Genomic DNA, 20063 nt, shown 5'->3' with positions numbered 1-20063 from the left:
TGGCATAGGCCATTTCGAGAACCGGGCCCTAAAATTGGGTTACTTAACGGTAGTTAGCATCTTGGGGAGTGAGCGTCTTGGCGGGTTCGACCGATTTCGACCTGTACCGTCCGGCCGAGGAGCACGAGATGCTCCGGGAGACGGTGCGTGCGCTGGCCGAGGCGAAGATCGCCCCGCACGCGGCAGCGGTCGACGAGGAGGCGCGCTTCCCGCAGGAGGCGCTGGACGCCCTGACCGCCGCGGACCTGCACGCGGTGCACGTTCCGGAGGAGTACGGCGGCGCGGGCGCCGACGCTCTCGCCACGGTCATCGTGATCGAGGAGGTGGCCCGCGTCTGCGCGTCCTCCTCCCTCATCCCGGCCGTGAACAAGCTCGGCTCGCTCCCGGTGATCCTGTCCGGCTCCGAGGACCTGAAGAAGAAGTACCTGGGCCCGCTCGCCAAGGGCGACGGCATGTTCTCGTACTGCCTCTCCGAGCCCGACGCGGGTTCCGATGCGGCCGGCATGAAGACCAGGGCCGTGCGCGACGGCGACTTCTGGGTGCTCAACGGCGTGAAGCGCTGGATCACCAACGCGGGCGTCTCCGAGTACTACACGGTCATGGCCGTCACCGACCCGACCAAGCGCTCCAAGGGCATCTCGGCCTTCGTCGTCGAGAAGTCGGACGAGGGCGTCTCCTTCGGCGCCCCGGAGAAGAAGCTCGGCATCAAGGGCTCCCCGACCCGCGAGGTCTACTTCGACAACGTCCGCATCCCCGCCGACCGCATCATCGGCGAGGAGGGTACCGGCTTCGCCACCGCGATGAAGACCCTGGACCACACCCGCATCACCATCGCGGCCCAGGCCCTCGGCATCGCCCAGGGAGCCCTCGACTACGCCAAGGGCTACGTCCAGGAGCGCAAGCAGTTCGGCAAGCCGATCGGCGACTTCCAGGGTGTCCAGTTCATGCTCGCCGACATGGCCATGAAGCTGGAGGCGGCCCGCCAGCTCACCTACTCGGCCGCCGCCAAGTCCGAGCGCCTCGACGGCGACCTCACCTTCTTCGGCGCCGCGGCCAAGTGCTTCGCCTCCGACGTCGCGATGGAGATCACCACGGACGCGGTCCAGCTGCTCGGCGGCTACGGCTACACGCGGGACTACCCGGTGGAGCGGATGATGCGCGACGCGAAGATCACGCAGATTTATGAAGGCACGAATCAGGTCCAGCGCATCGTGATGGCGCGGAACCTGCCGTAGGACGGTTATTGCCTTGGCGTCCGGCCCCCGATGGCACATCGGGGGCCGGACGCGTGTATGCAGCAGGAAACCGCGCGAGACGGGTCGGCCGGGCCGCAGACAGCGGGCTTCCGGGCCCGTGAGCCAGTGCAGGTGGTCGACCAGCCGGCCGACTGCCCTCGTGTCGCGCAGGATGACGCCGATCTCCATGTTGTCGGTGAGGGCGCGGCCGGTGAGGTTGGCGCTGCCCAGCAATGCGATGTGCCGATCGGCGGCTATCACCTTGGCGTGCAGGCTGCTGCGGGCGGCCGAGGGTGGCTTCGTTCCCCTCCACCCGTCTTTGACCCGTGCCCTGGGACGACGTCATCGCCGGTGTCGCTGCTTGCGTTGCATGAACTATTCGCTGTGACGTGACGAGGAACGTCCGTAGGGTTCGTGCATGGCAGACGAGAATGAGCGGGCCGTTCAAGCGGCCATTGAGGCAGAGATGCGGCTTCTCGACCCTGACGTGCGTGCTTCGCCGGCCCTGGTCTCGGAGCTCCTGGACCCAGAGTTCCTCGAGATCGGAGCGTCGGGGCGGCGCTGGGACGCGACGTCGATCCTCGCGGTGACGAGTGACGGTTCGGTGGTCCCCGAAGCTCCGGTCAAGGTCACCGAGATGTCGGGGGCCGTACTCGCTCCCGGCATCGTTCATCTGACGTACTTCGCCGACCACAGTGGGCGCCGAGCATGGCGGAGCTCCGTGTGGCGTCTGACGGAAGTGGGCTGGCGCATGTACTTTCACCAGGGCACTTTGACGAGCTGAGCGATCAGTGGCCGCCGGGTCTCCGTCGGCGCGGGCAAAAGGGGCATGCACTGCAATAGGGGTGTAGCCCTTCACGACGGGGGATGCGTGAAGGGCTACACGTACATAATGACCGCTGGTCAGGTTGTCATCAACTGACCGCCCGGTCAGTGGGGCGGCGGAGTCGGGGCCGTCATGAAGTCCCGCACGTGCAGGGGACGTTCGACGATCCGGATGTCGCCGAGCCAGCCGTGCATCAACTGGTCGAGCCTGCCTCCGTACTCGTAGGCGCCGAGCAGCCAGGGCAGGCCCAGGGTGGCGAGACCGGTGGTGCGGGTGGCGGGGTTGCGGGCGACTGTGCAGCCGTCGACGTACATCGTCGTGTGCTTCTCGTCGTTGACGATCGCCACATGCCACCATCGCTCACGCAGCAGCTCATGGCTCCAGTTGGTGACGACCCCCGGCTGGTTCAGCGGCGCCGCCGCCCACTGGAGCCCGGGGCCGTCCGATACGGAGAGGGTGGCGACGGGCTCCTCCGGGTCGCCGGAGGTCTTGCCGGCCGCCCCGAGCGTGCCGCCGCGGCTGAGCACGGCGCCCCAGGCGTTGCGTCGGGCGTCCCAGTCGGCGGGGAGGCGGAGGAAGGCCTCGATGGTGTAACCGGACCTGAACGTCTTGGTGTTGAGCGGTGCGTTGTTCTCCGTACGCAGATACGCGCCCCGCAGCGGCGGCTTCGAGCCGTCGAAGTAGAGGCTGCCGTGACCGGGCTGGTCGGGGTGGTGGGCGGTGGACCAGCGCAGCGCGTCGGGTGCACTGCCGGGGACGGCTTCGCGCACCAGGTCGTTGCGGTACCCGGACAGGTCGGGGACGCGCAGGCCGGCGTCGGCGGCAGAACCGTCCTGGTGTGAAGGGGAGTCGAAGCGCCAGTAGGCGACGGTGCCCGGTATCAGCAGCTGCTTCGCCGGGCGGGGGCCGCGCACGGGCACGGGCGCGAAGCCCGCGAAGCGCTTCTCGAAGTCGATGGGGACGGCGAAGCGGTCCTGCGGACCGGTCAGTTCGATCTCGCCGCGCTCCAGGTCGTTGAGCCTCTCGCCCGCGCGGCCGAGGACCCACGGGGAGATCGTCTCCACGTCGATGGTGTTCCTGGCCAGGTCGAAGCGGTAGAGGCGGATCATGGCGCCGCCGCCGTAGTAGCGGTTCTGGTAGTTGGTGATGTGCAGATGGACGTCGTTGCCCGCGGTGTTCTTACGGGTGGTGCGCCCGGCGGGCCAGTAGTGGCCGTTGAGGGTGAGGAAGATCTGGTCGTGCCCGGCTATCAGCTTGTCCCACAGATGCTTTCCGTGGCCGGAGAGTTCGGCCTCGTCGCCGTCCGCGTTCGCGTACACCAGCTCGTGGGTGGTGAGGATGACGGGCGTGTCCGGGTGCTGGGCGATGACGTCCTTCGCCCAGGCGAGCCCGGCCGCCGACGGCCGCCAGTCGAGCGCCAGCACCAGCCACTCGCGGCCGGCGGCGCGGAACAGGTGGTACGTGTTGTAGCCGTCCGGGGTCGCCCCGCCGAACGTCGGCAGGCGCCGCATCCGCTGCGGGCCGAAGGTGTCCAGGTATGGGGTGCGGCCGCGCCGGTCGTCGGTGGACGACTCGATGTCGTGGTTGCCCGCGACGACGCTGTAGCCGACCCGCCGCCGGTCGAGCAGCTCGAACGCCTCGCCGATCGCCGCGAATTCGCCTGCCTGGCCGCTCTCGGTGAGGTCGCCCAGATGGGACAGGAAGACGATGTTCTCGTCGCGCCCGTGATCGAGGACGTAACGCAACGACGCCTCGACCGGGGCCTTGTTGATGCTCGCCCCGTCGAAGAGGTACTGGGTGTCGGGCATGACGACGAGCGTGAACCGGGGGCTCTCCGGATCGGGTCGCCAACCGGCCGTGGCGGCACCGGCGTTCTGCTGGGGGAGAGCCGCGGCGGGGGTGGCGGACACGAGCCCCGTGGCCGCGGCGGCGGCACCGGTGAGCGCGGCGGCCCGCAGGAACGTACGACGCCCGGCGTCGGGCAGGAGTGGTCCGTCGGGCTGGTGGAGGGGGCTGCACATGAGTGTCTCCGCGGAGGACGATCGTCGGGGGGTGATCGTCTGCAAGCTAGCCGCGGGACCGGGGGAGGAATGGCCCGTAAGGGCGACATCCGGGCGAAGACTCCATGAATTGCCCGCTTCGGGGCCCGCGGTGGGGAGGTGAGGCGGTGGGGCTGCTACTCGGACGACATGATCATCTCCAGTGGGGACCCGTTCTCCCGCCCGGCAGCGGTTGCCGCGCTGAGGGAGCTCACTCACGCTGTCCAGGGCTACGGCTTCGAGCCTCACGCGCACCCTGTCGACGGCCTCGTCGCCTATGCCCTCGGCGCGGAGACGCAGTGGGCCCGCCCGGTTCAGGAACGCTGGCGGGGAATGCTGCGCACGCAGGGCTGGTCTCTCGGCTGAGCTGATTCCCTGTCCAGACCCGTGGCTTCCGGTTCGGGGAGTTTGCGGAGGTGGCTTCGCGGGCGGGTACAGCTCCGAAGCGCGTGCTATCGGGGACTGTCATGCGGCGTACCCCAGGCCGGCGCTGCCCCGCGACACATCCTCTGTCCGGCAGTCGCGGCAGTGGCCGGGGTGGCGGGAGCGGAAGGCGCGGTCGCAGCGGTCGCAGTTCTGGAGGGGGATGACGATGACGCCGGGGCGTGCGGGTGTGAGGTCCTGGGCTTCGGGCAGCGGGGGTGGCAGGAGTGTTGTGATCCGGTGGCGGAGGAGCTTGGCCGGGTGTTTGAGGGGGACTGGGAGGTCGGTGGTGAGGGTGTGGCGGATGGTGTCGGGGTGGGCGTCGCGTTCGAGCCAGGTGGCGACGCCGGGGGTGAGGGTGTGGATGTCGGTCTCGGAGAGGGTGAGTTGGGGTGTGTGGCGGCGCAGGTCGGCGAGGAGTGCGGCTGCGGAGCGGTGGAGTTCCGGGGTGGGTGACTGCGGTTGGGGGAGCGGTGGGGGTGGTGCCTTGCGTGTGGTGGGGGCTGGTACGAGGACGGGTGCGGGCGCCGGGTGCGGTGCGGGCATGGGCCGTGGTGCGGCTACCGGTTGCGGTGCGGGTGGTTGTGGCTCCCGGGTGGGCTCCGGTTCGGGAGCGGGCTCGCGTGGCGGTGGTGGGGGCAGCGGGGCTTCCGGTTTGCGGGGCCTGGTTCGTGGCTGAGGTGTGGTGACGGTGGCTGGGTCGGCGCCGGGCTGGTTGTAGGAGATGGTGCGGGTGACGATGCGGCCGTCGGGGAGGCGTACGCGGCTGCGGTGGAGGTAGCCGGTGGCTTCGAGTTCGCGCAGGGCGGCGGCGATGCGGGTCTCGCTCTCCGGGAAGCGTTCGGCGAGGTGTTTGATGCCGATCTTGGCTCCGGCGGGGAGCGACTGGATGTGCACGGCGAGCCCGATCGCGACGAGGGAGAGGCCGCGGTGCTGGGCGAGGTGGTTGCCGATGACGGTGAAGCCTGCGGCGTGCCGGAAGTTGATGTGGATGACACCGGATGACGGTGTGGCGTCCCCAGGTACGGGGGACGGGGCGCACGGGGCGCGGTAATCTGCTGGGTATCCATCGGGAAGCTCCGAACTTCCTCGGTGGTCAGGCCCTCGGTCGAGACTGCAATCTCGTCGGGGGCCGTCGCATGTCTGTAGTTGTCGCGGCGAGCATATGCCAGCCAACCCGTATGAAATCCAGCCCAGTTGCCATATGTCACCCGGGCGAGTGACGGGGCCGGGATGGGGTCGGGTTTGGGTGGGGAGGGTGATTTCCTCAGGTTCTTCAAAGCTTTATGTGTCGTGGGGCGCGGCGACGTGGTGCACCGGGTCGTGGGTGTCCGCGACCCGGTGAAGGTGGTCACGGTGCGAGGCCGAGTTCGGCCCAGATCGTCTTGCGCGGGACGGGCCCGAGGTCGATGCCCCAGCGGTCGGCGAGGGCCTCGACGATGAGGAGGCCGCGCCCTGATTCCGCGTCGTCGGCGGGGGCGGACGTGGTGCCGGGCGTGGGAGGTAGTTGCTCGCCCCGGGTATCGGTCACCTCGATCCGCAGGAGTGCGTCGCGGTGGACGATGAGGCTCAGTTGGAAGTCCCGGCCCCTTACGCGGCCATGGACGGTGGCGTTCGTGGCCAACTCGGCGACGATGTGCGCGGCTGACTCCGAGGGGAGCCCCCAATCCCCGAGATGAGCCGTGGCGAGCAGGCGGGCAAGTCGCGCGCCCCGGCGGGTGGGGGAGAGCAGCACCGTGAACTGCCGGGTGGGAGCGGAGTGTTCGGTTCGGGTGATTTCTTGAGTCACGTCACTCAGCGTGGCCGCGTCTGCGTACCGTGAATAGCGACGAGCCGCTTACGTACGGTGATTGTCCCGCGCTTGTCCAGTGCTGTCCCGGCTGTCCGGGGTGACGTGCTGGGGACGAGCAGGGTTGAGCAAGAACGGCATGCACATCGGAAGTGGGGCACGGATGAGCGTGGATGAGGCTGGTACGGGGCGCGGGGACTACGGAGCGGACGAGCCCGGCTGGGACGTCGATCCTGACGACGAGTCGGGGGTGGCGGTGGTCGCTGCGGTGGGCCGCCAGATCAAGGCGTGGCGGGAGTCGGCGGGGCTGCGGGCCGGCGAGTTCGGGACCGCGATCGGGTGCGGGGAGGACCTGGTCTACAAGGTGGAGGGCGGGCGGCGCATCCCTCGTCCGGAGTTCCTGGACAGGGCGGACGAGGTGCTGCGGGCGGGCGGGAAGCTCGCGGCGATGAAGCGGGATGTGGCGGAGGTCCGGTACCCGAAGAAGATCCGGGAGCTTGCGAAGCTGGAGGCGCAGGCGGTCGAACTCTCGGCGTACGGGAGCCACAACCTTCACGGTCTGTTGCAGACGGAGGAGTATGCGCGGGCGCTGTTCGGGATGCGGCGGCCCGCGTTCTCGCAGGATGAGGTGGAGAGGCTGGTGGCTGCTCGTGTAGCCCGGCAGTCCATCTTTGACCGCTCGCCTGGCCCGGAGCTCAGCTTCGTCCAGGAAGAGGTGACACTGCGGCGCCACCTTGGGGGCAGAATGGTGTTGCGCCGACAGCTTGAACGCCTTTTGGAAGTGGGGCAGTTGCGGAACGTCGAGATCCAGGTGATGCCGACCGGCCGCGACGATCACGCCGGAATGGGCGGCGAGATGCAGGTGCTGAAGTTCAGGGACGGCTCGGCGGTGGGGTGCTCCGAGGGAGACTTCGGCAGTCGCCCGGTCTCTGACCCGAAGTATCTCCGGATCGTTGAGCTGCGGTGTGGGATCATCCGGGCTCAGGCTCTCACGCCTCGGGAGTCGCTGGCCTTCATCGAGCAAGTGCTGGGAGAGACATGATCAGCGAGACCTCTGCCGGAGACGCTTCCCGGCTGGAGTGGTTCAAGAGCAGCTACAGCGACAGCAGCAACAGCAATGAATGCGTCGAGGTCGCGACCACCCCAGGCGCGGTGCACGTCCGCGACTCAAAGAACCTGCCGGGGCCCCGGCTCGCCTTCGGTGCGGGCGCGTGGGCGGGTTTCGTCTCGCACGCCGCCCGTCACTGATCCACACGTACTTGCGCCCCGCGCCTGGTTGATGCCGGGGCGGGGCGCGCTGCTGTCAGAAGAACCTTGCAACTCCCCAGCCAGGCCCCCGGTCAACAGTCCGGTAGTCCCCGCTCGGACACCAGGGGGCAAGTAACCCGTCGGTAGGTTCCGAGGGCTTGGTCGCTGCCGTTTCCTGGCGCTGGGTGCTTCGTCGGCTGGGTCTGGTCAATGTCTGGTCGTGCTGCTCGTGACCGAAGGGGGGCGGTGTCGTTGCTTGGTTGATCTGATCTCTGACTACCCCGGAGCGTGCTTCATGTCTCTTACCGCAGCTACCCGACTTGCCGCAGTGTCCTCCGCTGCGATCGCCGCCGTGTCGGTGTGCCTGGGCGCAGCCTCGGGTGCCGAGGCCGCGGAGCCCGCGCAGGTGCGGGCGGTGGAGCACAGCACCGCCCCGGCCGACAACGACCCCGGGGCCTCGGTTCAGTGGGTTCCGCTGGGCAGTCTGCTGTTCTCCGACCGGGCCGTAAAGACCAATGTGAGCCCGGTGCGATGGGATCGCTGACCGAACGCCTCCACCGCGCCCGGACCGCCGGCATTCGGGCCTACCGGGCGCGCCTGCACCCCGACACACCCAGCCCCGCCGGAATGACGTCCACAGCCTCCGGGGAAACAGTCGCCGAGGCGGGTGACGGCGTGAACGGGTTCGACGTCCTTGCCCGAGTGGTCCGTCTGCCGGTAAGCACATGGCGGTACCGGTGGGAGGACGACGAAGTGCGCCACCTGGGGCCGATGGCACAGGACTGGCGGGCCCACCTCGGCCTGGGAGCCGACGACAAGACGATCTGCTGCACCGATGCCAACGGCGTCGCCATCGTGGCGATTCAGGCACTTCACCGGCAACTCACCGATCTTCAGGCCGAGGTCAGGGAACTCCGGGCGCAGAGGGTCGAACCGGCAGCACACGCACCTGGTGCGGAGACCCCGCGGGTCTGATCGTCTCAACTGCTGCACCTTGCTGTGGCTGGGTGCAGCGGTTGCGGATGGGATGACGCGGCGCTGTCGCCCGACACATCGCCGAGCACGATCCGGCCGTCCGCCGCCGTCGGTGAACTCCAGAACGTTCCGGCGGGTTACTTGCTCCCTGGTGTCCGAGCCAGGACTGCCGGGCCGAAGCTGATGCATCATCACAAATGTGCGGATCCATGGTAGATCGTGTATCCGCGATGGTGGTCTTGTCGAGAACATGGCGACCATGTTTAGTTGTCCCGGCGGATGAACCCATCTGCTGTCGACCGAGAACCAGCGCACGGGTCGACCCCAGCTCAGCTGCATGGGAGTCACACATTGCGCACTTCTAGGCATTCCAGACCGGCCGCGCGGAGGATCTCCGCGCGACTGGCCGCCTTCACCGCGGCGGCCGTTGCAGTCATGGCTGCGGGCTTACCCGCCGCCCAGGCTGCCACCGGCGCCGAGGCAGCCGCTCCGGGCACCGTCGCCACCGCGACACATCCCGGGAGCGGTCTCGCCGCCCCCCGCGTCGGCTCGCACGGCGAGATCTCCGGCGCCGTCACCGACAGCTCCGGCAAGGCGCTTTCCGGCGCCTCCGTCGTAGCCGGCATCTACCGGTCGACCACCGACGCCCAGGGGCACTACAACCTGACGTTGCCGCCGGACACTTACAACATGGCCGCGTACGCCTACGGGTACGAGCCCAAGAAGGCCCACGGCGTCGCCGTCGACGATGGCACGGTCACGATGGACTTCGCGCTGGACGCGGTGGCCCGGCAGACCGTGACCGGTAAGGTGACCGACAGCTCCGGCCACGGTTGGCCGCTCTACACGAAGATCACCATCGATGACGTGCCCGGCGCCCCGGTCTTCACCGACCCGTACACCGGCGCGTACAGCGTCGACCTGCCGCAGGGCGCCGACTACACCCTGCGCTTCACCTCCGTGTACCCCGGCTACGAGGCGGTCACCAAGCAGGTGACCGTGGATGACGCGGCGCAGACCGTGAACGTGGCGGTCCCGGTGGACGTCCAGGCGGCCACGGCGCCCGGTTACCAGGTCAAGCGGTCCGGCCCGACCGAGCCCTTCGACTCCACCGCCGGCGCCCCCGAGGGCTGGAGCGTGGTCAACGCCGACGGCACCACCGGCGGCTGGTCCTTCGACGACTTCGGTAAGCGGGGTAACAAGACCGGTGGTTCCGGCGCCTTCGCCATGGTCGACAGTGACAAGATCGGCAGCGGCAAAAAGCAGGACAGTTCGCTGATCACGCCGGTCATCGACCTGACCGGCAACGACAGCCCGCAACTGGAGTTCGACACCGACTACAAGAGCTTCAGCAACCAGACCGGCAACATCGACGTCAGCACTGACGGCGGTGCGACCTGGACCAACATCTGGAACCGCACCACCACCGTGACCGGCCCTGCCCATGTCGAGCTTCCCCTGACCGACTACGCCGGGAAGCCCGGCGTGCAGCTGCGGTTCCACTTCACGGGTAGCTACGGCTACTGGTGGGAACTCGACAACGTGTTCGTGGGCAAGAAGACCTACGAGCCTGTCAACGGTGGCCTGGTGGCCGGTACCGTGAAGGACGCCAACACCGACGACGGCGTCGTCGGCGCCACTGTCGTCAACACCGACGCCTCGCAGGAAAAGGCCATCACCGCGGCCACCCCGGACGACCCGGCGCTCGGCGACGGCTTCTACTGGATGTTCACCTCCAAGACCGGCAGCCACACCTTCACCGCCTCCAAGTCGCACTACGCCGACCTGGACAAGTCGGTGAAGGTGGCGCCGGACAGCGTCAACAAGGCGAACTTCAGCCTGAAGGCCGGCAAGCTGGCGTTCACCCCCGGCTCGATCGACAAGACGGTCGACTGGGGCAAGAAGGCCACCCAGAACCTGACGGTGAAGAACACCGGCGGTGCGCCTGCCAGCCTCACCCTGGGCGAGCAGCCGGGCGGCTTCACCCAGCAGCTCAAGGGCGGCGCGCCGCTCAACCTGGTGAAGGGCAACTACTCCCCGCTGGCCCTCGGCAAGGGCAAGACCTCGGATGCGGCTCCGGCGGCCAACGCGGCCGGTGACGCCTGGCAGCCGGTGGCCAACCTGCCGACCACTGTGCAGGACAACGCGGTCGCCGTCTACGGCGGCAAGGTCTACTCCGCCTTCGGCTACACAGGCAGCGAGGACACCAACGCGCTGTACGCCTACGACCCCGACAGCGGCTCCTGGACCAAGCTGGCCTCCGCGGCCGACACCCGCGAGGGCAACCCGGCCCACGGCTTCATCGGCGGCAAGCTGTACGTGGTCGGCGGCTGGGGAGGCGACGGCGACCCCGACGCCAAGCTGGAGGTCTACGACCCGGCGTCGAACAGCTGGTCCACCAAGGCGTCCTCGCCCAAGCCGTACGCCGGTTCGGGCAGCGCGGTGCTCGACGGCAAGCTGTATGTCGTCGGCGGCTGCACCAGCAGCTGTGGCACCACGGACGCCACGGTCTACGACCCGTCGTCGGACAGCTGGTCCCAGATCGCCTCGTACCCGGAGCCGATCTCCTGGCAGTCCTGCGGCGGCATCGGCGGCAAGCTCTACTGCGCCGGTGGCAGCAGCGACAACGGTTCGACCAAGCACGCCTACGTCTACGACCCGGGCGCCGACAGCTGGTCGTCCGTCGCCGACATGCCCGCCGACCTGTGGGGTTCGGCGTACGGCGTGGGCAACGGCATGCTGCTGGTCTCCAGCGGTGTCGTCAACGACAGCGCCGCCATCACCAACCAGGGCTACGCCTTCGACCCGGGCACCGGCAGCTGGACCGCCCTGCCCAACGCCAACACCAGCGTCTACCGTGTGGGTGGTGCCTCCGGCTTCTACAAGGTCGGCGGCAACCCCGGCGGCAGCTCGACACCGCCGGTGGCCACCGTCGAGGCGCTGCCCGGCTACGACCAGGGCGGCGAGTCCTCGGACGTCAGCTGGCTGTCCACGAGCAAGGACAAGGTGACGCTCCAGCCCGGGGAGAGCGCCACGATCACCGTCGGCCTGGACGCCACGGTCCCCGAGGTCACCCAGCCCGGCGACTACACCGCGGCGCTGACCGTCCAGACCGACACCCCGTACGCCGGCATCCCGGTCGACGTGAAGATGCACGTCAACCCGCCGAAGACCTGGGGCAAGTACGCCGGCACCGTGCTCGGCGCCGACGGCAAGGGCGGCACCGCGCCACTGGCCGGGGCGACCGTCCAGATCGACACCTGGGCGAACAGCTACACGCTGCGGACCGCCAAGGACGGCACCTTCGCCCTGTGGTTCGACACCCGCAACAACCCGGTCACCGTGATCGTGGCCAAGGACGGCTACAAGCCGGTGGTCACCACTGTGAAGCTCAAGAAGGGGGAGACGACGACCGGCGACTTCACGCTGAAGAAGGCCTCGTGACCCTGTTCCCGTGAAACAGCGCGGGCCGGCCCCTCGGGGCCGGCCCGCGCGCCGCGCTCAGCCCCCAACCGACGGACACCGGCTACCGGGCGCGTCGTCCTCACGTCAGCCTCGTGGACCTGCGCGCAGCGGCGGAGGGGAGCAGATCGTTCAGGCGGATGGTCCATGGTGTGGAGCTTCTCCTCCGGTAGAGCACTTGCGGCCGAGGGCGGCCCGGCTCTGCGGCGCCGCGGCGTAGCTTCCCTTCTCGTGACCGACATCACCACACTCACCGACCTGTTCACCGCGCTCGGCGCCGACGACGCCGAGGGCTGGGCAGACTCCGAGGCCAAGGAGAACATTCCGCAGCTCGCCCGTTACCGGTTCCTGCGCAGTGCGGCTCCACCGGGAGTTTCCCTCCGGGCCGGGGGCCGTCACCGTCGCCGGATCCGTCGAGGACCGGGACGACGGCCGGCTGCGCCGGGTCAGGATGACGCTGGACCACCACGACTACAGCAAGGCCGCCGAGGCGCACCGCCGGGGCGACGAAGTGATAGAGCGAGGAGACCTCACGGTCCTGGGGAACGCCCCGCGGATGGAGAACATCCGGTCGTTCGCCGTACGCCATGTATCCGAGTGAATGACCGCCCCCCTATATGCGCGAGGGTGGTCAGTAGGTCCGGTGACGGCCCCGACGCACCGCGTCCTGCTCCGGCCCTCGGACGTGCGGGGAGCCGTGAACGGGATGCGGGCCTGCGGACAGCAAGGGCGCGGCCACCGGGATCCACCGGGGTGGGGCTACTCCTCGGCGAAGAGTTCCTCGGCGGAGGCGGCGGTGGTGGCGCGGTTGAGCCACTGGTGCAGAAGCTGAGGGTCGTCGCAGCCGTTGATCTTCTCGCGGGTCTCGTCGGTGATGGCGATACCGCGCACGTCGAGGATGAGCAGGAGTCCTTCGGCTCGGCCTTCTGCGCGGCCTTCGTCCCGGATTTCTTCCGAGAGGGGCGACTTGTAGAAAGAAAGGTCCACGGCCACCAGGTTCCTCCACTGTTGTGCGGCCGGGCGGTTGCCCAGGCCCTGTGCGATGAGTTCGACGATGGGGTCGGCGATGGTTTCCGGTGTGTCCCGCAGTGCGGCGGACAGGGTTTTCAGTATGGCACCGACGTCCGGATTGTCGGCGTGTGTGATGGCGGCCAGGGTGGCGAGTGCGAGGTCTTTGCGGGCTTCGGCCACATCGGTGATGACGGGCATGTTGTGCGGGCCGGCGACGAGGGGATTCAGCGCGAGTGTCTGCCATTGGCGGAGGCCGATGGAGATGGGGCGTGCGGCCCATTCGGCGGTGGCTCGGTCCTGGCAGACGACCAGCAGCAGGATGGGCAGCCTGTATCTGTTGTTGAGGTAGGCGACGTAGTACGGCCAGCTGGCGGTCTTGGCCGGGTCCTTCTTGCCCTGGGCTTCGATGGCGAGGAGGAAGGGCCCGTCGTGCTCTGTGTCGATGCGCAGGAGGGTGTCTACCCGGCGTTCGAGGGGCCGGGTTTCGGTGAGGTCGGTGGGCAGAGCGGTGGCTGAGGAGGGTGGCGGGATGTCGACTCCGAGTACTTCGGAGACGCGGGAGAAGAGACCGGGGTACTCCTGGAAGATGCGGTGCATTGCCTCGTGGGGCGAGCTGACCATGTACGTCCGTTCGGGTTGGGTGGCGTTTCCGTCAGGCGGCTGTGTGGAGGTCTGTCCGGCAGTCGTGGCAGTGGCCGGGGTGGCGGGAGCGGAAGGCGCGGTCGCAGTTGTCGCAGTTCTGGAGGGGGATGACGATGACGCCAGGGCGTGCGGGGGTGAGGTCCCGGGCTCCGGGCAGCGGGGGTGGCAGGAGTGTCGTGATCCGGTGGCGGAGGAGCTTGGCAGGGTGTTTGAGGGGGACTGGGAGGCCGGTGGTGAGGGTGTGGCGGATGGTGTCGGGGTGGGCGTCGCGTTCGAGCCAGGTGGCGACGCCGGGGGTGAGGGCGTGGATGTCGTTCTCGGAGAGGGTGAGTTGGGGTGTGTGGCGACGCAGGTCGGCGAGGAGCGCGGCTGCGGAGCGGTGGAGTTCCGGGGTGGGTGACTGCGGCTGGGGGAGCGGTGGGGGTGGTGCCTTGCGCGCGGTGGGGGCTGGTACGAGGAGGACGGGTGCGGGCGCGGGCTGCGATGCGGGAACGGGGCACGGTGCGGGCACGGGTCGTGGTGCGGGCGCCGGCTGCGGTGCGGGCGGTTGTGGTGCCTGGGTGGGTTCCGGTTCGGGAGCGGGCTCGCGTGGCGGTGGTGGGGGCAGCGGGGCCGGTTTGCTGAGCCTGGTTCGTGGCTGAGGTGTGGTGACGGTGGCCGGGTCGGTGCCGGGCTGGTTGTAGGAGATGGTGTGGGTGACGATGCGGCCGTCGGGGAGGCGTACGCGGCTGCGGTGGAGGTAGCCGGTGGCTTCGAGTTCGCGCAGGGCGGCGGCGATGCGGGTCTCGCTCTCCGGGAAGCGGTCGGCGAGGTGTTTGATGCCGATCTTGGCTCCGGCGGGGAGCGACTGGATGTGTACGGCGAGCCCGATCGCGACGAGGGAGAGGCCGCGGTGCTGGGCGAGGTGGTTGCCGATGACCGTGAAGCCTGCGACATGCCGGAAGTTGATGTGGACGACACCGGATGACGGTGTGGCGTCCCCGGAGGCGGGGGACGGGGCGCACGGGGGCGCGGTAATCTGCTGGGTATCCATCGGGAAGGTCTCTTCTTCCTCGGTGGTCAGGCCCTCGGTCGAGATTGGCGTCTCGTCGGGGGCCGTCGCAGGTCTGTAGTTGTCGCGGCGAGCATATGCCTGGCAACCCATATGAAATCCAGCCCAGTTGCCCTATGTCACCCGCGCGAGTGACGGGGCCGGGATGGGGTCGGGTTTGGGTGGGGAGGGTGATTTCCCCAGGTTCTTTAAAGCTTTATGTGTCGTGGGACGCGGCGACGTGGCTCACCGGGTCGTGGCTGTCCGCGACCCGGTGAAGACGGTCACGGTACAAGGCTGAGTTCGGCCCAGATCGTCTTGCGAGGGACGGGCCCGGCGTCGATGCCCCAGCGGTCGGCGAGTGCCTCGACGATGAGGAGGCCGCGCCCGGATTCCGCGTCGTCGGCGGAGGACGTGGTGCCGGGCGTGGGAGGTAGTTGCTCGCCCCGGGTATCGGTCACCTCGATCCGCAGGAGTGCGTCGCGGTGGACGGTGAGGCCCAGTCGGAAGTCCCGGCCCGGTACGCGGCCATGGACGGCGGCGTTCGTGGCCAGCTCGGCGACGATGTGCGCGGCTGACTCCGTGGGGAGCCCCCAATCGCATAGATGCGCGGTGGCGAGCAGCCGGGCGAGCCGCGCACCCCGGCGGGTGGGGGAGAGCAGCACCGTGAACTGCCGGGTGGGAGCGGAATGTTCGGTTCGGGTGATTTCTTGCGTCACGTCACTCAGCGTGGCCGCGTCTGCGTACCGTGAATAGCGACGAGCCCCTTACGTACGGTGATTGTCCCGTGCTTGTCCAGTGCTGTCCCGGCTGTCCGGGGTGACGTGCTGGGGACGACCAGGGTTGAGCAAGAACGGCATGCACGTCGGAAGTGGGGCACGGATGAGCGTGGATGAGACCGGTACGGAGCGCGGCGACGGCAGAGCGGACGAGCCCGGCTGGGACGTCGATCCCGACGACGAGTCGGGGGTTGCGGTGGTCGCTGCGGTGGGCCGTCAGATCAAGGCGTGGCGGGAGTCGGCGGGGCTGCGGGCCGGCGAGTTCGGGGCCGCGATCGGGTACGGGGAGGACCTGGTCTACAAGGTGGAGGGCGGGCGCCGCATCCCCCGGCCCGAGTTCCTGGACCGGGCGGACGAGGTACTGGGAGCGGGCGGAAAGCTCGCGGCGATGAAGCGGGATGTGGCGGAGGTCCGTTACCCGAAGAAGGTTCGGGATCTGGCGAAGCTGGAGGAAAAGGCTGTCGAGCTTGCGGCGTACAAAAGCCGAACCCCGCACGGGTTGTTGCAGACGGCAGAGTACGCGCAAGCTCTGTTCGAGATGCGGCGGCCCGCGTACTCGCAGGATGAGGTGGACCTCGCAGTGGCCGCGCGCATGGCCAGGTAGTCCATCTTCGGACGCTCGCCCGCCCCGGCTTTGAGTTTCGTCCAGGAAGAAGTGATGCTCCGACGCCCCATCGGAGGCAAGATGGTGTTGCGTCGACAGCTCGAACGCTTCCTGGAAATCGGAGAGTTGCGGAACGTCGAGATCCAAGTGATGCCGACTGACCGTGAGGATCACGCGGGGGTGGACGGAGACGTTCAGCTGCTGAAGTTCGGGGACGGTTCGGCGGTGGGGCGCTCCGATGGAGCGTTCGCCGCCCGCCCGGTTTCCGATCCGAAGCAGATCCGAATCCTGGAGCTGCGCTATGGCATCATCCGGGCCCAGGCTCTCACTCCACGGGAGTCACTGGCCTTCATTGAGCAAGTGCTGGGAGAGACATGAGCAGTGAGACCTCGGCTGGAGACGCTTCCCGGCTGAAGTGGTTCAAGAGCAGCTACAGCGACAGCAGCGACGGCAGCGAATGCGTGGAGGTCGCAGCCACCCCGGGGTTGGTCCACGTGCGCGACTCCAAGAACGTGTTTGGTCAGCAACTCGGCTTCACGCTGACGACCTGGGCAGCCTTCGTGACGTACGCCTCTGAGGGCTGACCATTACGCCAGGGGAGTCGTTGGGCTTCATCGAGCAAGCGCTGGGCGAGACGTGATCCACAAATCCTCTGCCGAGGAGGTCTCGGAGCTGGAGCGGTTCAAGAGCAGCTACAGCAGCAGTGGCGATGACAACGACTGCGTTGAGGTGGCGACACCCCCCGGTGCGGTGCACGTGCGCGATTCCAAGAACGTGCGGGGCCGCTGCTCGGGTTCGCGCCGGGCGCGTGGGCCCAGTTCGTTATGTACGCGTCCGGCTGACCCGCAACCAACTGGCGCCCCGGGCCTGGTCGATGTCGGTCCGGGGGTACGCTGCTGTTAGGGCGTGTGTCGAAAGTGGATGGCGAGACCTGGGATTACGGGATGGGTCACGTGGCTGGGTCGTGTGGTCGGGCACCTGCCGCGAGAAGCACGGCGATCGTCTCGGGGTAGGGCCCGGTCATCGCCCATTGAAGCGGCGAACGGCCCATGCCGTGATCTTCGTGGAGATTGGGATCGGCGCCGTGGGTGAGGAGTGCACGCACCGTTTCGGTATGGCCCCAGCATGCAGCCGCGCAAAGGGGCGTGCCTTCCGTGCCGCGTCCGCTTTCGGTGTTGGGCAAGGCCCCGGCTGCCAGTAGACAGAGGACGTTGTCGGCGGCTCCGTTGACTGATGCGGCGTATAGAGGCGTGGTGCCCTCGGTATTGCCGGCCTCCGGGCAGGCCCCGGTTCTTAGTAGAGCGTTGATCTGAGTGGTGTCGCCGAATGTCGCCGCCTCTACGAGACGCTTTGACAGTTTCTTCTGCTGCCGTCTGTTCACAATCGCTCAGACTAGCCAGGAGATGAGCGAAGGGCTCGGTCACAGCCACTCGTTGATGGCTGCAACCAGGACGGTCACCTCGTAGCGGACCGCGAGTTTGTCGTACCTCGTGGCCACGACGCGGTGCCTTTTGAGACGATTGATGCCGCACTCAACCGCATGTCGCGCCTTGTAATCCTCCGGGTCGAACCTCGGCGGGCGGCCACCGCGGGAGCCGAGTTTTTTTCGGTTGCGGGTCTGATCGACCTTGTCCGGGATGGTGCAGCGTATGCCGCGTCTGCGCAGGTAGGCGCGGTTTTTGAGGGAGGCGCGGTGACGACCCAGGGGCGGTTCCTTACGGTGACGAGCTGGCCATGAGCCGGTACGGCCGGCTCGTCCTCGGTTCCGGTTCCGGTCCGTGCGGTGTCTACGGTCGCGTCCGTCATCGATGGCACTCCTGTGCTCGTCCCTCGGCCGCGGGCGAGTGCGCCGCGCTGCCAACCCCTCCGGGAAGCTTATGACCGACCGTCAAATGGGGGCGCCGGAGCAACGGAAAGGCCCGGACGGCGAACCGTCCGGGCCCTGCATCCGTCTGCCGTCAGTTACCGGTGACGGTGACCTTCTCGTCGTTGTTGAGCTGGTCCACCAGCTGCTTGACCTTGGCCTTGTCCCAGACCAGATTGCCGCCGGTGGAGCCCGAGATCGGCATGTTCATCGACGTGCCGTCACCGCCGGTGACGCCCTTCATGGCGAAGAACATCTGCGCCAGGGACCAGAGCGACATGTCCTTGTCCACGATCAGGGTGTCCAGGCCGGCGCCCATCGTCGGGTACAGCTTGAACGGGTTGAGGATCGTGGACGGCGTCGCCGTCTGGCTGGCCAGCGCCGCGAGGAACTTCTGCTGGTTCTTCGTACGGTCCAGGTCGCTGCCCGCGAACGCGTACCGGGTGCGGACGAAGGCCAGCGACTGCTCGCCGTTCAGGGTCTGCTTGCCCGCCTTGAAGTCGGCGCCGGACTTCTTGTCCTTGAACGCCTTGGGGATGTCCAGCTCCACCCCGCCGATCGCGTCCACGATCTGGGCGAAGCCGCCGAAGCCGATCTCGACGTAGTGGTCGATGTGCAGTCCGGTGTTGAACTCGACAGTACGGACGAGGAGTTCGGGACCGTCCATGGCGTACGCGGCGTTCAGCTTGGTGAAGCGGCCGCGGCCCGGGTAGAGCTTGCCGGAGTCGGAGCCCTTGAACGAGGGGATCTCGACGTTGGAGTCACGGGGCAGGGAGACGAGCGTCGGCCCGTTCGACCCGTCGTGCAGGATCATCATCGAGTCGGTTCGCTTGCCCGCGGCGGAGCCCGTGTGGAGCTTCTTCTTGTCCTCGGCCGTCATGCCCTCGCGGCTGTCGGAACCGACGATCAGGTAGTTGGTGCCGTCGCCGGCCTTCGGCCGCTCGATGACCTTGGAGAGGTCCACCTCGCGCTTGAGCTTGGAGTCGGCCCAGAAGTACGTGCCGATGGAGACCGCGAGCACCACGACGACCAGGGACAGTGTGCCTATCTTTATTCGGCGGCCCCAGTTGGGCGCGGGGCGCCCCTGGACGTAACCGCCGTCACCCCGGCCGCCGCCACCGTAGCCGTTGCCCCGGCCGCCGCCGTTGCCACCGCCGCCGTAGACCTGGCCCGTGTTGTAACCGTTGTCGTACCCTGCGTTGCCGTCGTAGCCGCCGGAGTACTGCTGCTGCTCCGGCTGCCGCTGCCGGGGCGGCGCGGGGTACTGCTGCGGCGGCGCGGGACGCCGTTGGACGTTCCGCATCACGCGGGCGCCCTCGGGCCGGTCGCTGTCGCTGCCCTGCCCGTAGCGGTTGCCGCTGCGGTTGTCGTCGGTCCAGCCCTCGGGCCAATCGTTCATGCGATCCAGTGTGCAGGCCGGGTGTGCCGCTCATACAGGGTCTACGGGAAATCGCATCAGGGATGTTGCGAAGCTGATGCATTGCAGCGGGCCGGAAGCCCCCGCATAAGGTGGACGGTATGACAGATCAGGCCCCGCGCCCGGAGGGCGACATTCCGGGCAAGCCGACCGCCGCTTCCCGGACCACCCTCAGCCACATCATGACCGGCAGCGACACCAATCTGCTCGGTACGGTGCACGGCGGCGTGATCATGAAGCTGGTCGACGACGCGGCGGGCGCCGTGGCCGGCCGGCACTCCGGCGGACCCGCGGTGACGGCCTCGATGGACGAGATGGTCTTCCTGGAGCCGGTCCGCGTCGGTGACCTTGTTCACGTCCGCGCCCAGGTGAACTGGACCGGCCGCTCCTCGATGGAGGTCGGCGTCCGCGTCATGGCCGAGCGGTGGAACGAGTCCACCCCCGCCCAGCAGGTCGGCAGCGCGTACCTGGTGTTCGCCGCGGTCGACGCGGACGGCAAGCCGCGCCGCGTACCGCCGGTGATCCCGGAGACGGAGCGCGACAAGCGGCGCTACCAGGAAGCGCAGATCCGGCGCACCCACCGCCTCGCCCGACGCCGCGCGATCAAGGAACTGCGCGAGAAGCGCGCAGCCGACGGCATCGACGACGCGTAGTACCGCAACGACACTTCGTCACGACGCCCGGGGCACAGTGCCGGGCCGGATCGAGCCGCATGTGCC

The 20063-nt window shown here is 68.3% G+C and carries 20 protein-coding genes and 3 pseudogenes; 13 read left to right on the top strand and 10 right to left on the bottom strand.

What is annotated here, in order from left to right; all coding sequences use genetic code 11:
- The first annotated feature begins 77 nt into the window (after positions 1–77).
- Complete coding sequence (locus tag OG306_RS14425; protein ID WP_266907697.1) at positions 78–1235, top strand: acyl-CoA dehydrogenase; 1158 nt, start codon at positions 78–80, stop codon at positions 1233–1235.
- Between the two features lie 138 nt (positions 1236–1373).
- Here OG306_RS14425 and OG306_RS14420 read toward each other — a convergent pair.
- Positions 1374–1508: pseudogene (locus OG306_RS14420) on the bottom strand (phospholipase D-like domain-containing protein); the annotation flags it as partial.
- A 145-nt stretch (positions 1509–1653) separates the two neighbouring features.
- Between OG306_RS14420 and OG306_RS14415 the strand changes: the two are divergent.
- Positions 1654–2019, top strand: coding sequence for a DUF4440 domain-containing protein (locus OG306_RS14415; protein ID WP_266746579.1), 366 nt, complete (start codon positions 1654–1656; stop codon positions 2017–2019).
- Positions 2020–2165: 146 nt separating this feature from the next.
- On the opposite strand, the gene OG306_RS14410 is transcribed toward OG306_RS14415, so the two are convergent.
- A complete protein-coding gene (locus OG306_RS14410) occupies positions 2166–4082 on the bottom strand; it encodes a LamG-like jellyroll fold domain-containing protein (protein WP_266906451.1) in 1917 nt (638 codons plus the stop codon).
- A gap of 168 nt (positions 4083–4250) precedes the next feature.
- Here OG306_RS14410 and OG306_RS14405 point away from each other — a divergent pair, with 168 nt between their 5' ends.
- On the top strand, positions 4251–4466 hold the full coding sequence (locus OG306_RS14405; RefSeq protein ID WP_266906453.1) for a hypothetical protein: 216 nt from the start codon (positions 4251–4253) through the stop codon (positions 4464–4466).
- 99 nt (positions 4467–4565) lie between these two features.
- Here OG306_RS14405 and OG306_RS14400 read toward each other — a convergent pair whose 3' ends face one another.
- Complete coding sequence (locus OG306_RS14400; protein WP_266906455.1) at positions 4566–5420, bottom strand: helix-turn-helix domain-containing protein; 855 nt, start codon at positions 5418–5420, stop codon at positions 4566–4568.
- 454 nt (positions 5421–5874) lie between these two features.
- The gene (locus tag OG306_RS14395) at positions 5875–6312 is read right to left on the bottom strand and encodes an ATP-binding protein (RefSeq protein ID WP_266746575.1); all 438 of its coding nucleotides are present in this window, start codon (positions 6310–6312) and stop codon (positions 5875–5877) included.
- A gap of 163 nt (positions 6313–6475) precedes the next feature.
- Here OG306_RS14395 and OG306_RS14390 point away from each other — a divergent pair, with 163 nt between their 5' ends.
- The 6 genes from OG306_RS14390 (at position 6476) to OG306_RS14365 (ending at position 12598) form a co-directional block, all read left to right on the top strand.
- Entirely contained in the window at positions 6476–7354 is an 879-nt protein-coding gene (locus OG306_RS14390) for a helix-turn-helix domain-containing protein (protein WP_371665357.1), read from the top strand.
- Entirely contained in the window at positions 7351–7560 is a 210-nt protein-coding gene (locus OG306_RS14385; protein WP_266746574.1) for a DUF397 domain-containing protein, read from the top strand. The genes OG306_RS14390 and OG306_RS14385 overlap by 4 nt, the downstream gene beginning before the upstream one ends.
- Positions 7561–7888: 328 nt before the next feature.
- On the top strand, positions 7889–8104 hold the full coding sequence (locus tag OG306_RS14380) for a hypothetical protein (protein WP_432762234.1): 216 nt from the start codon (positions 7889–7891) through the stop codon (positions 8102–8104).
- On the top strand, positions 8092–8535 hold the full coding sequence (locus OG306_RS14375; protein WP_266906459.1) for a tail fiber domain-containing protein: 444 nt from the start codon (positions 8092–8094) through the stop codon (positions 8533–8535). The genes OG306_RS14380 and OG306_RS14375 overlap by 13 nt, the downstream gene beginning before the upstream one ends.
- A 435-nt stretch (positions 8536–8970) precedes the next feature.
- A complete protein-coding gene (locus OG306_RS14370) occupies positions 8971–11979 on the top strand; it encodes a carboxypeptidase regulatory-like domain-containing protein (RefSeq protein WP_371665355.1) in 3009 nt (1002 codons plus the stop codon).
- Between the two features lie 373 nt (positions 11980–12352).
- Complete coding sequence (locus OG306_RS14365) at positions 12353–12598, top strand: hypothetical protein (RefSeq protein WP_266746570.1); 246 nt, start codon at positions 12353–12355, stop codon at positions 12596–12598.
- A gap of 158 nt (positions 12599–12756) precedes the next feature.
- Here the strand turns inward: OG306_RS14365 and OG306_RS14360 are convergent, their stop codons facing one another.
- The 3 genes from OG306_RS14360 to OG306_RS14350 all read right to left on the bottom strand — a co-directional run bounded on the left by OG306_RS14360 (position 12757) and on the right by OG306_RS14350 (position 15399).
- On the bottom strand, positions 12757–13629 hold the full coding sequence (locus tag OG306_RS14360) for a hypothetical protein (protein WP_266746569.1): 873 nt from the start codon (positions 13627–13629) through the stop codon (positions 12757–12759).
- Positions 13630–13660: 31 nt separating this feature from the next.
- The gene (locus tag OG306_RS14355; protein WP_266746568.1) at positions 13661–14683 is read right to left on the bottom strand and encodes a helix-turn-helix domain-containing protein; all 1023 of its coding nucleotides are present in this window, start codon (positions 14681–14683) and stop codon (positions 13661–13663) included.
- Between the two features lie 281 nt (positions 14684–14964).
- Complete coding sequence (locus OG306_RS14350) at positions 14965–15399, bottom strand: ATP-binding protein (RefSeq protein WP_266746567.1); 435 nt, start codon at positions 15397–15399, stop codon at positions 14965–14967.
- A 163-nt stretch (positions 15400–15562) separates the two neighbouring features.
- On the opposite strand from OG306_RS14350, the pseudogene OG306_RS14345 reads away from it, so the two are divergent.
- The 3 genes and pseudogenes from OG306_RS14345 to OG306_RS14335 all read left to right on the top strand — a co-directional run bounded on the left by OG306_RS14345 (position 15563) and on the right by OG306_RS14335 (position 16966).
- Positions 15563–16441: pseudogene (locus tag OG306_RS14345) on the top strand (helix-turn-helix domain-containing protein).
- On the top strand, positions 16438–16647 hold the full coding sequence (locus OG306_RS14340) for a DUF397 domain-containing protein (protein WP_371665354.1): 210 nt from the start codon (positions 16438–16440) through the stop codon (positions 16645–16647). The pseudogene OG306_RS14345 and the gene OG306_RS14340 overlap by 4 nt, the downstream one beginning before the upstream one ends.
- 52 nt (positions 16648–16699) lie before the next feature.
- Complete coding sequence (locus OG306_RS14335) at positions 16700–16966, top strand: DUF397 domain-containing protein (protein ID WP_371665353.1); 267 nt, start codon at positions 16700–16702, stop codon at positions 16964–16966.
- Positions 16967–17012: 46 nt separating this feature from the next.
- Here OG306_RS14335 and OG306_RS14330 read toward each other — a convergent pair whose 3' ends face one another.
- The 3 genes and pseudogenes from OG306_RS14330 to OG306_RS14325 form a co-directional block, all read right to left on the bottom strand.
- Positions 17013–17444, bottom strand: coding sequence for an ankyrin repeat domain-containing protein (locus tag OG306_RS14330; RefSeq protein WP_266746565.1), 432 nt, complete (start codon positions 17442–17444; stop codon positions 17013–17015).
- A gap of 39 nt (positions 17445–17483) precedes the next feature.
- Positions 17484–17753 (bottom strand): annotated as a pseudogene (locus OG306_RS40915) (IS5 family transposase); the annotation flags it as partial.
- Positions 17754–18021: 268 nt separating this feature from the next.
- On the bottom strand, positions 18022–19326 hold the full coding sequence (locus OG306_RS14325) for an LCP family protein (RefSeq protein ID WP_266746564.1): 1305 nt from the start codon (positions 19324–19326) through the stop codon (positions 18022–18024).
- Between the two features lie 119 nt (positions 19327–19445).
- Here OG306_RS14325 and OG306_RS14320 point away from each other — a divergent pair, with 119 nt between their 5' ends.
- A complete protein-coding gene (locus OG306_RS14320) occupies positions 19446–19997 on the top strand; it encodes an acyl-CoA thioesterase (RefSeq protein ID WP_266746563.1) in 552 nt (183 codons plus the stop codon).
- Positions 19998–20063: the final 66 nt, after the last annotated feature.

Source organism: Streptomyces sp. NBC_01241, assembly GCF_041435435.1.
GTDB lineage: Bacteria > Actinomycetota > Actinomycetes > Streptomycetales > Streptomycetaceae > Streptomyces.
The sequence above is the reverse complement of the archived record's forward strand: the minus strand, read 5'-3'. Positions and strand labels throughout refer to the sequence as shown.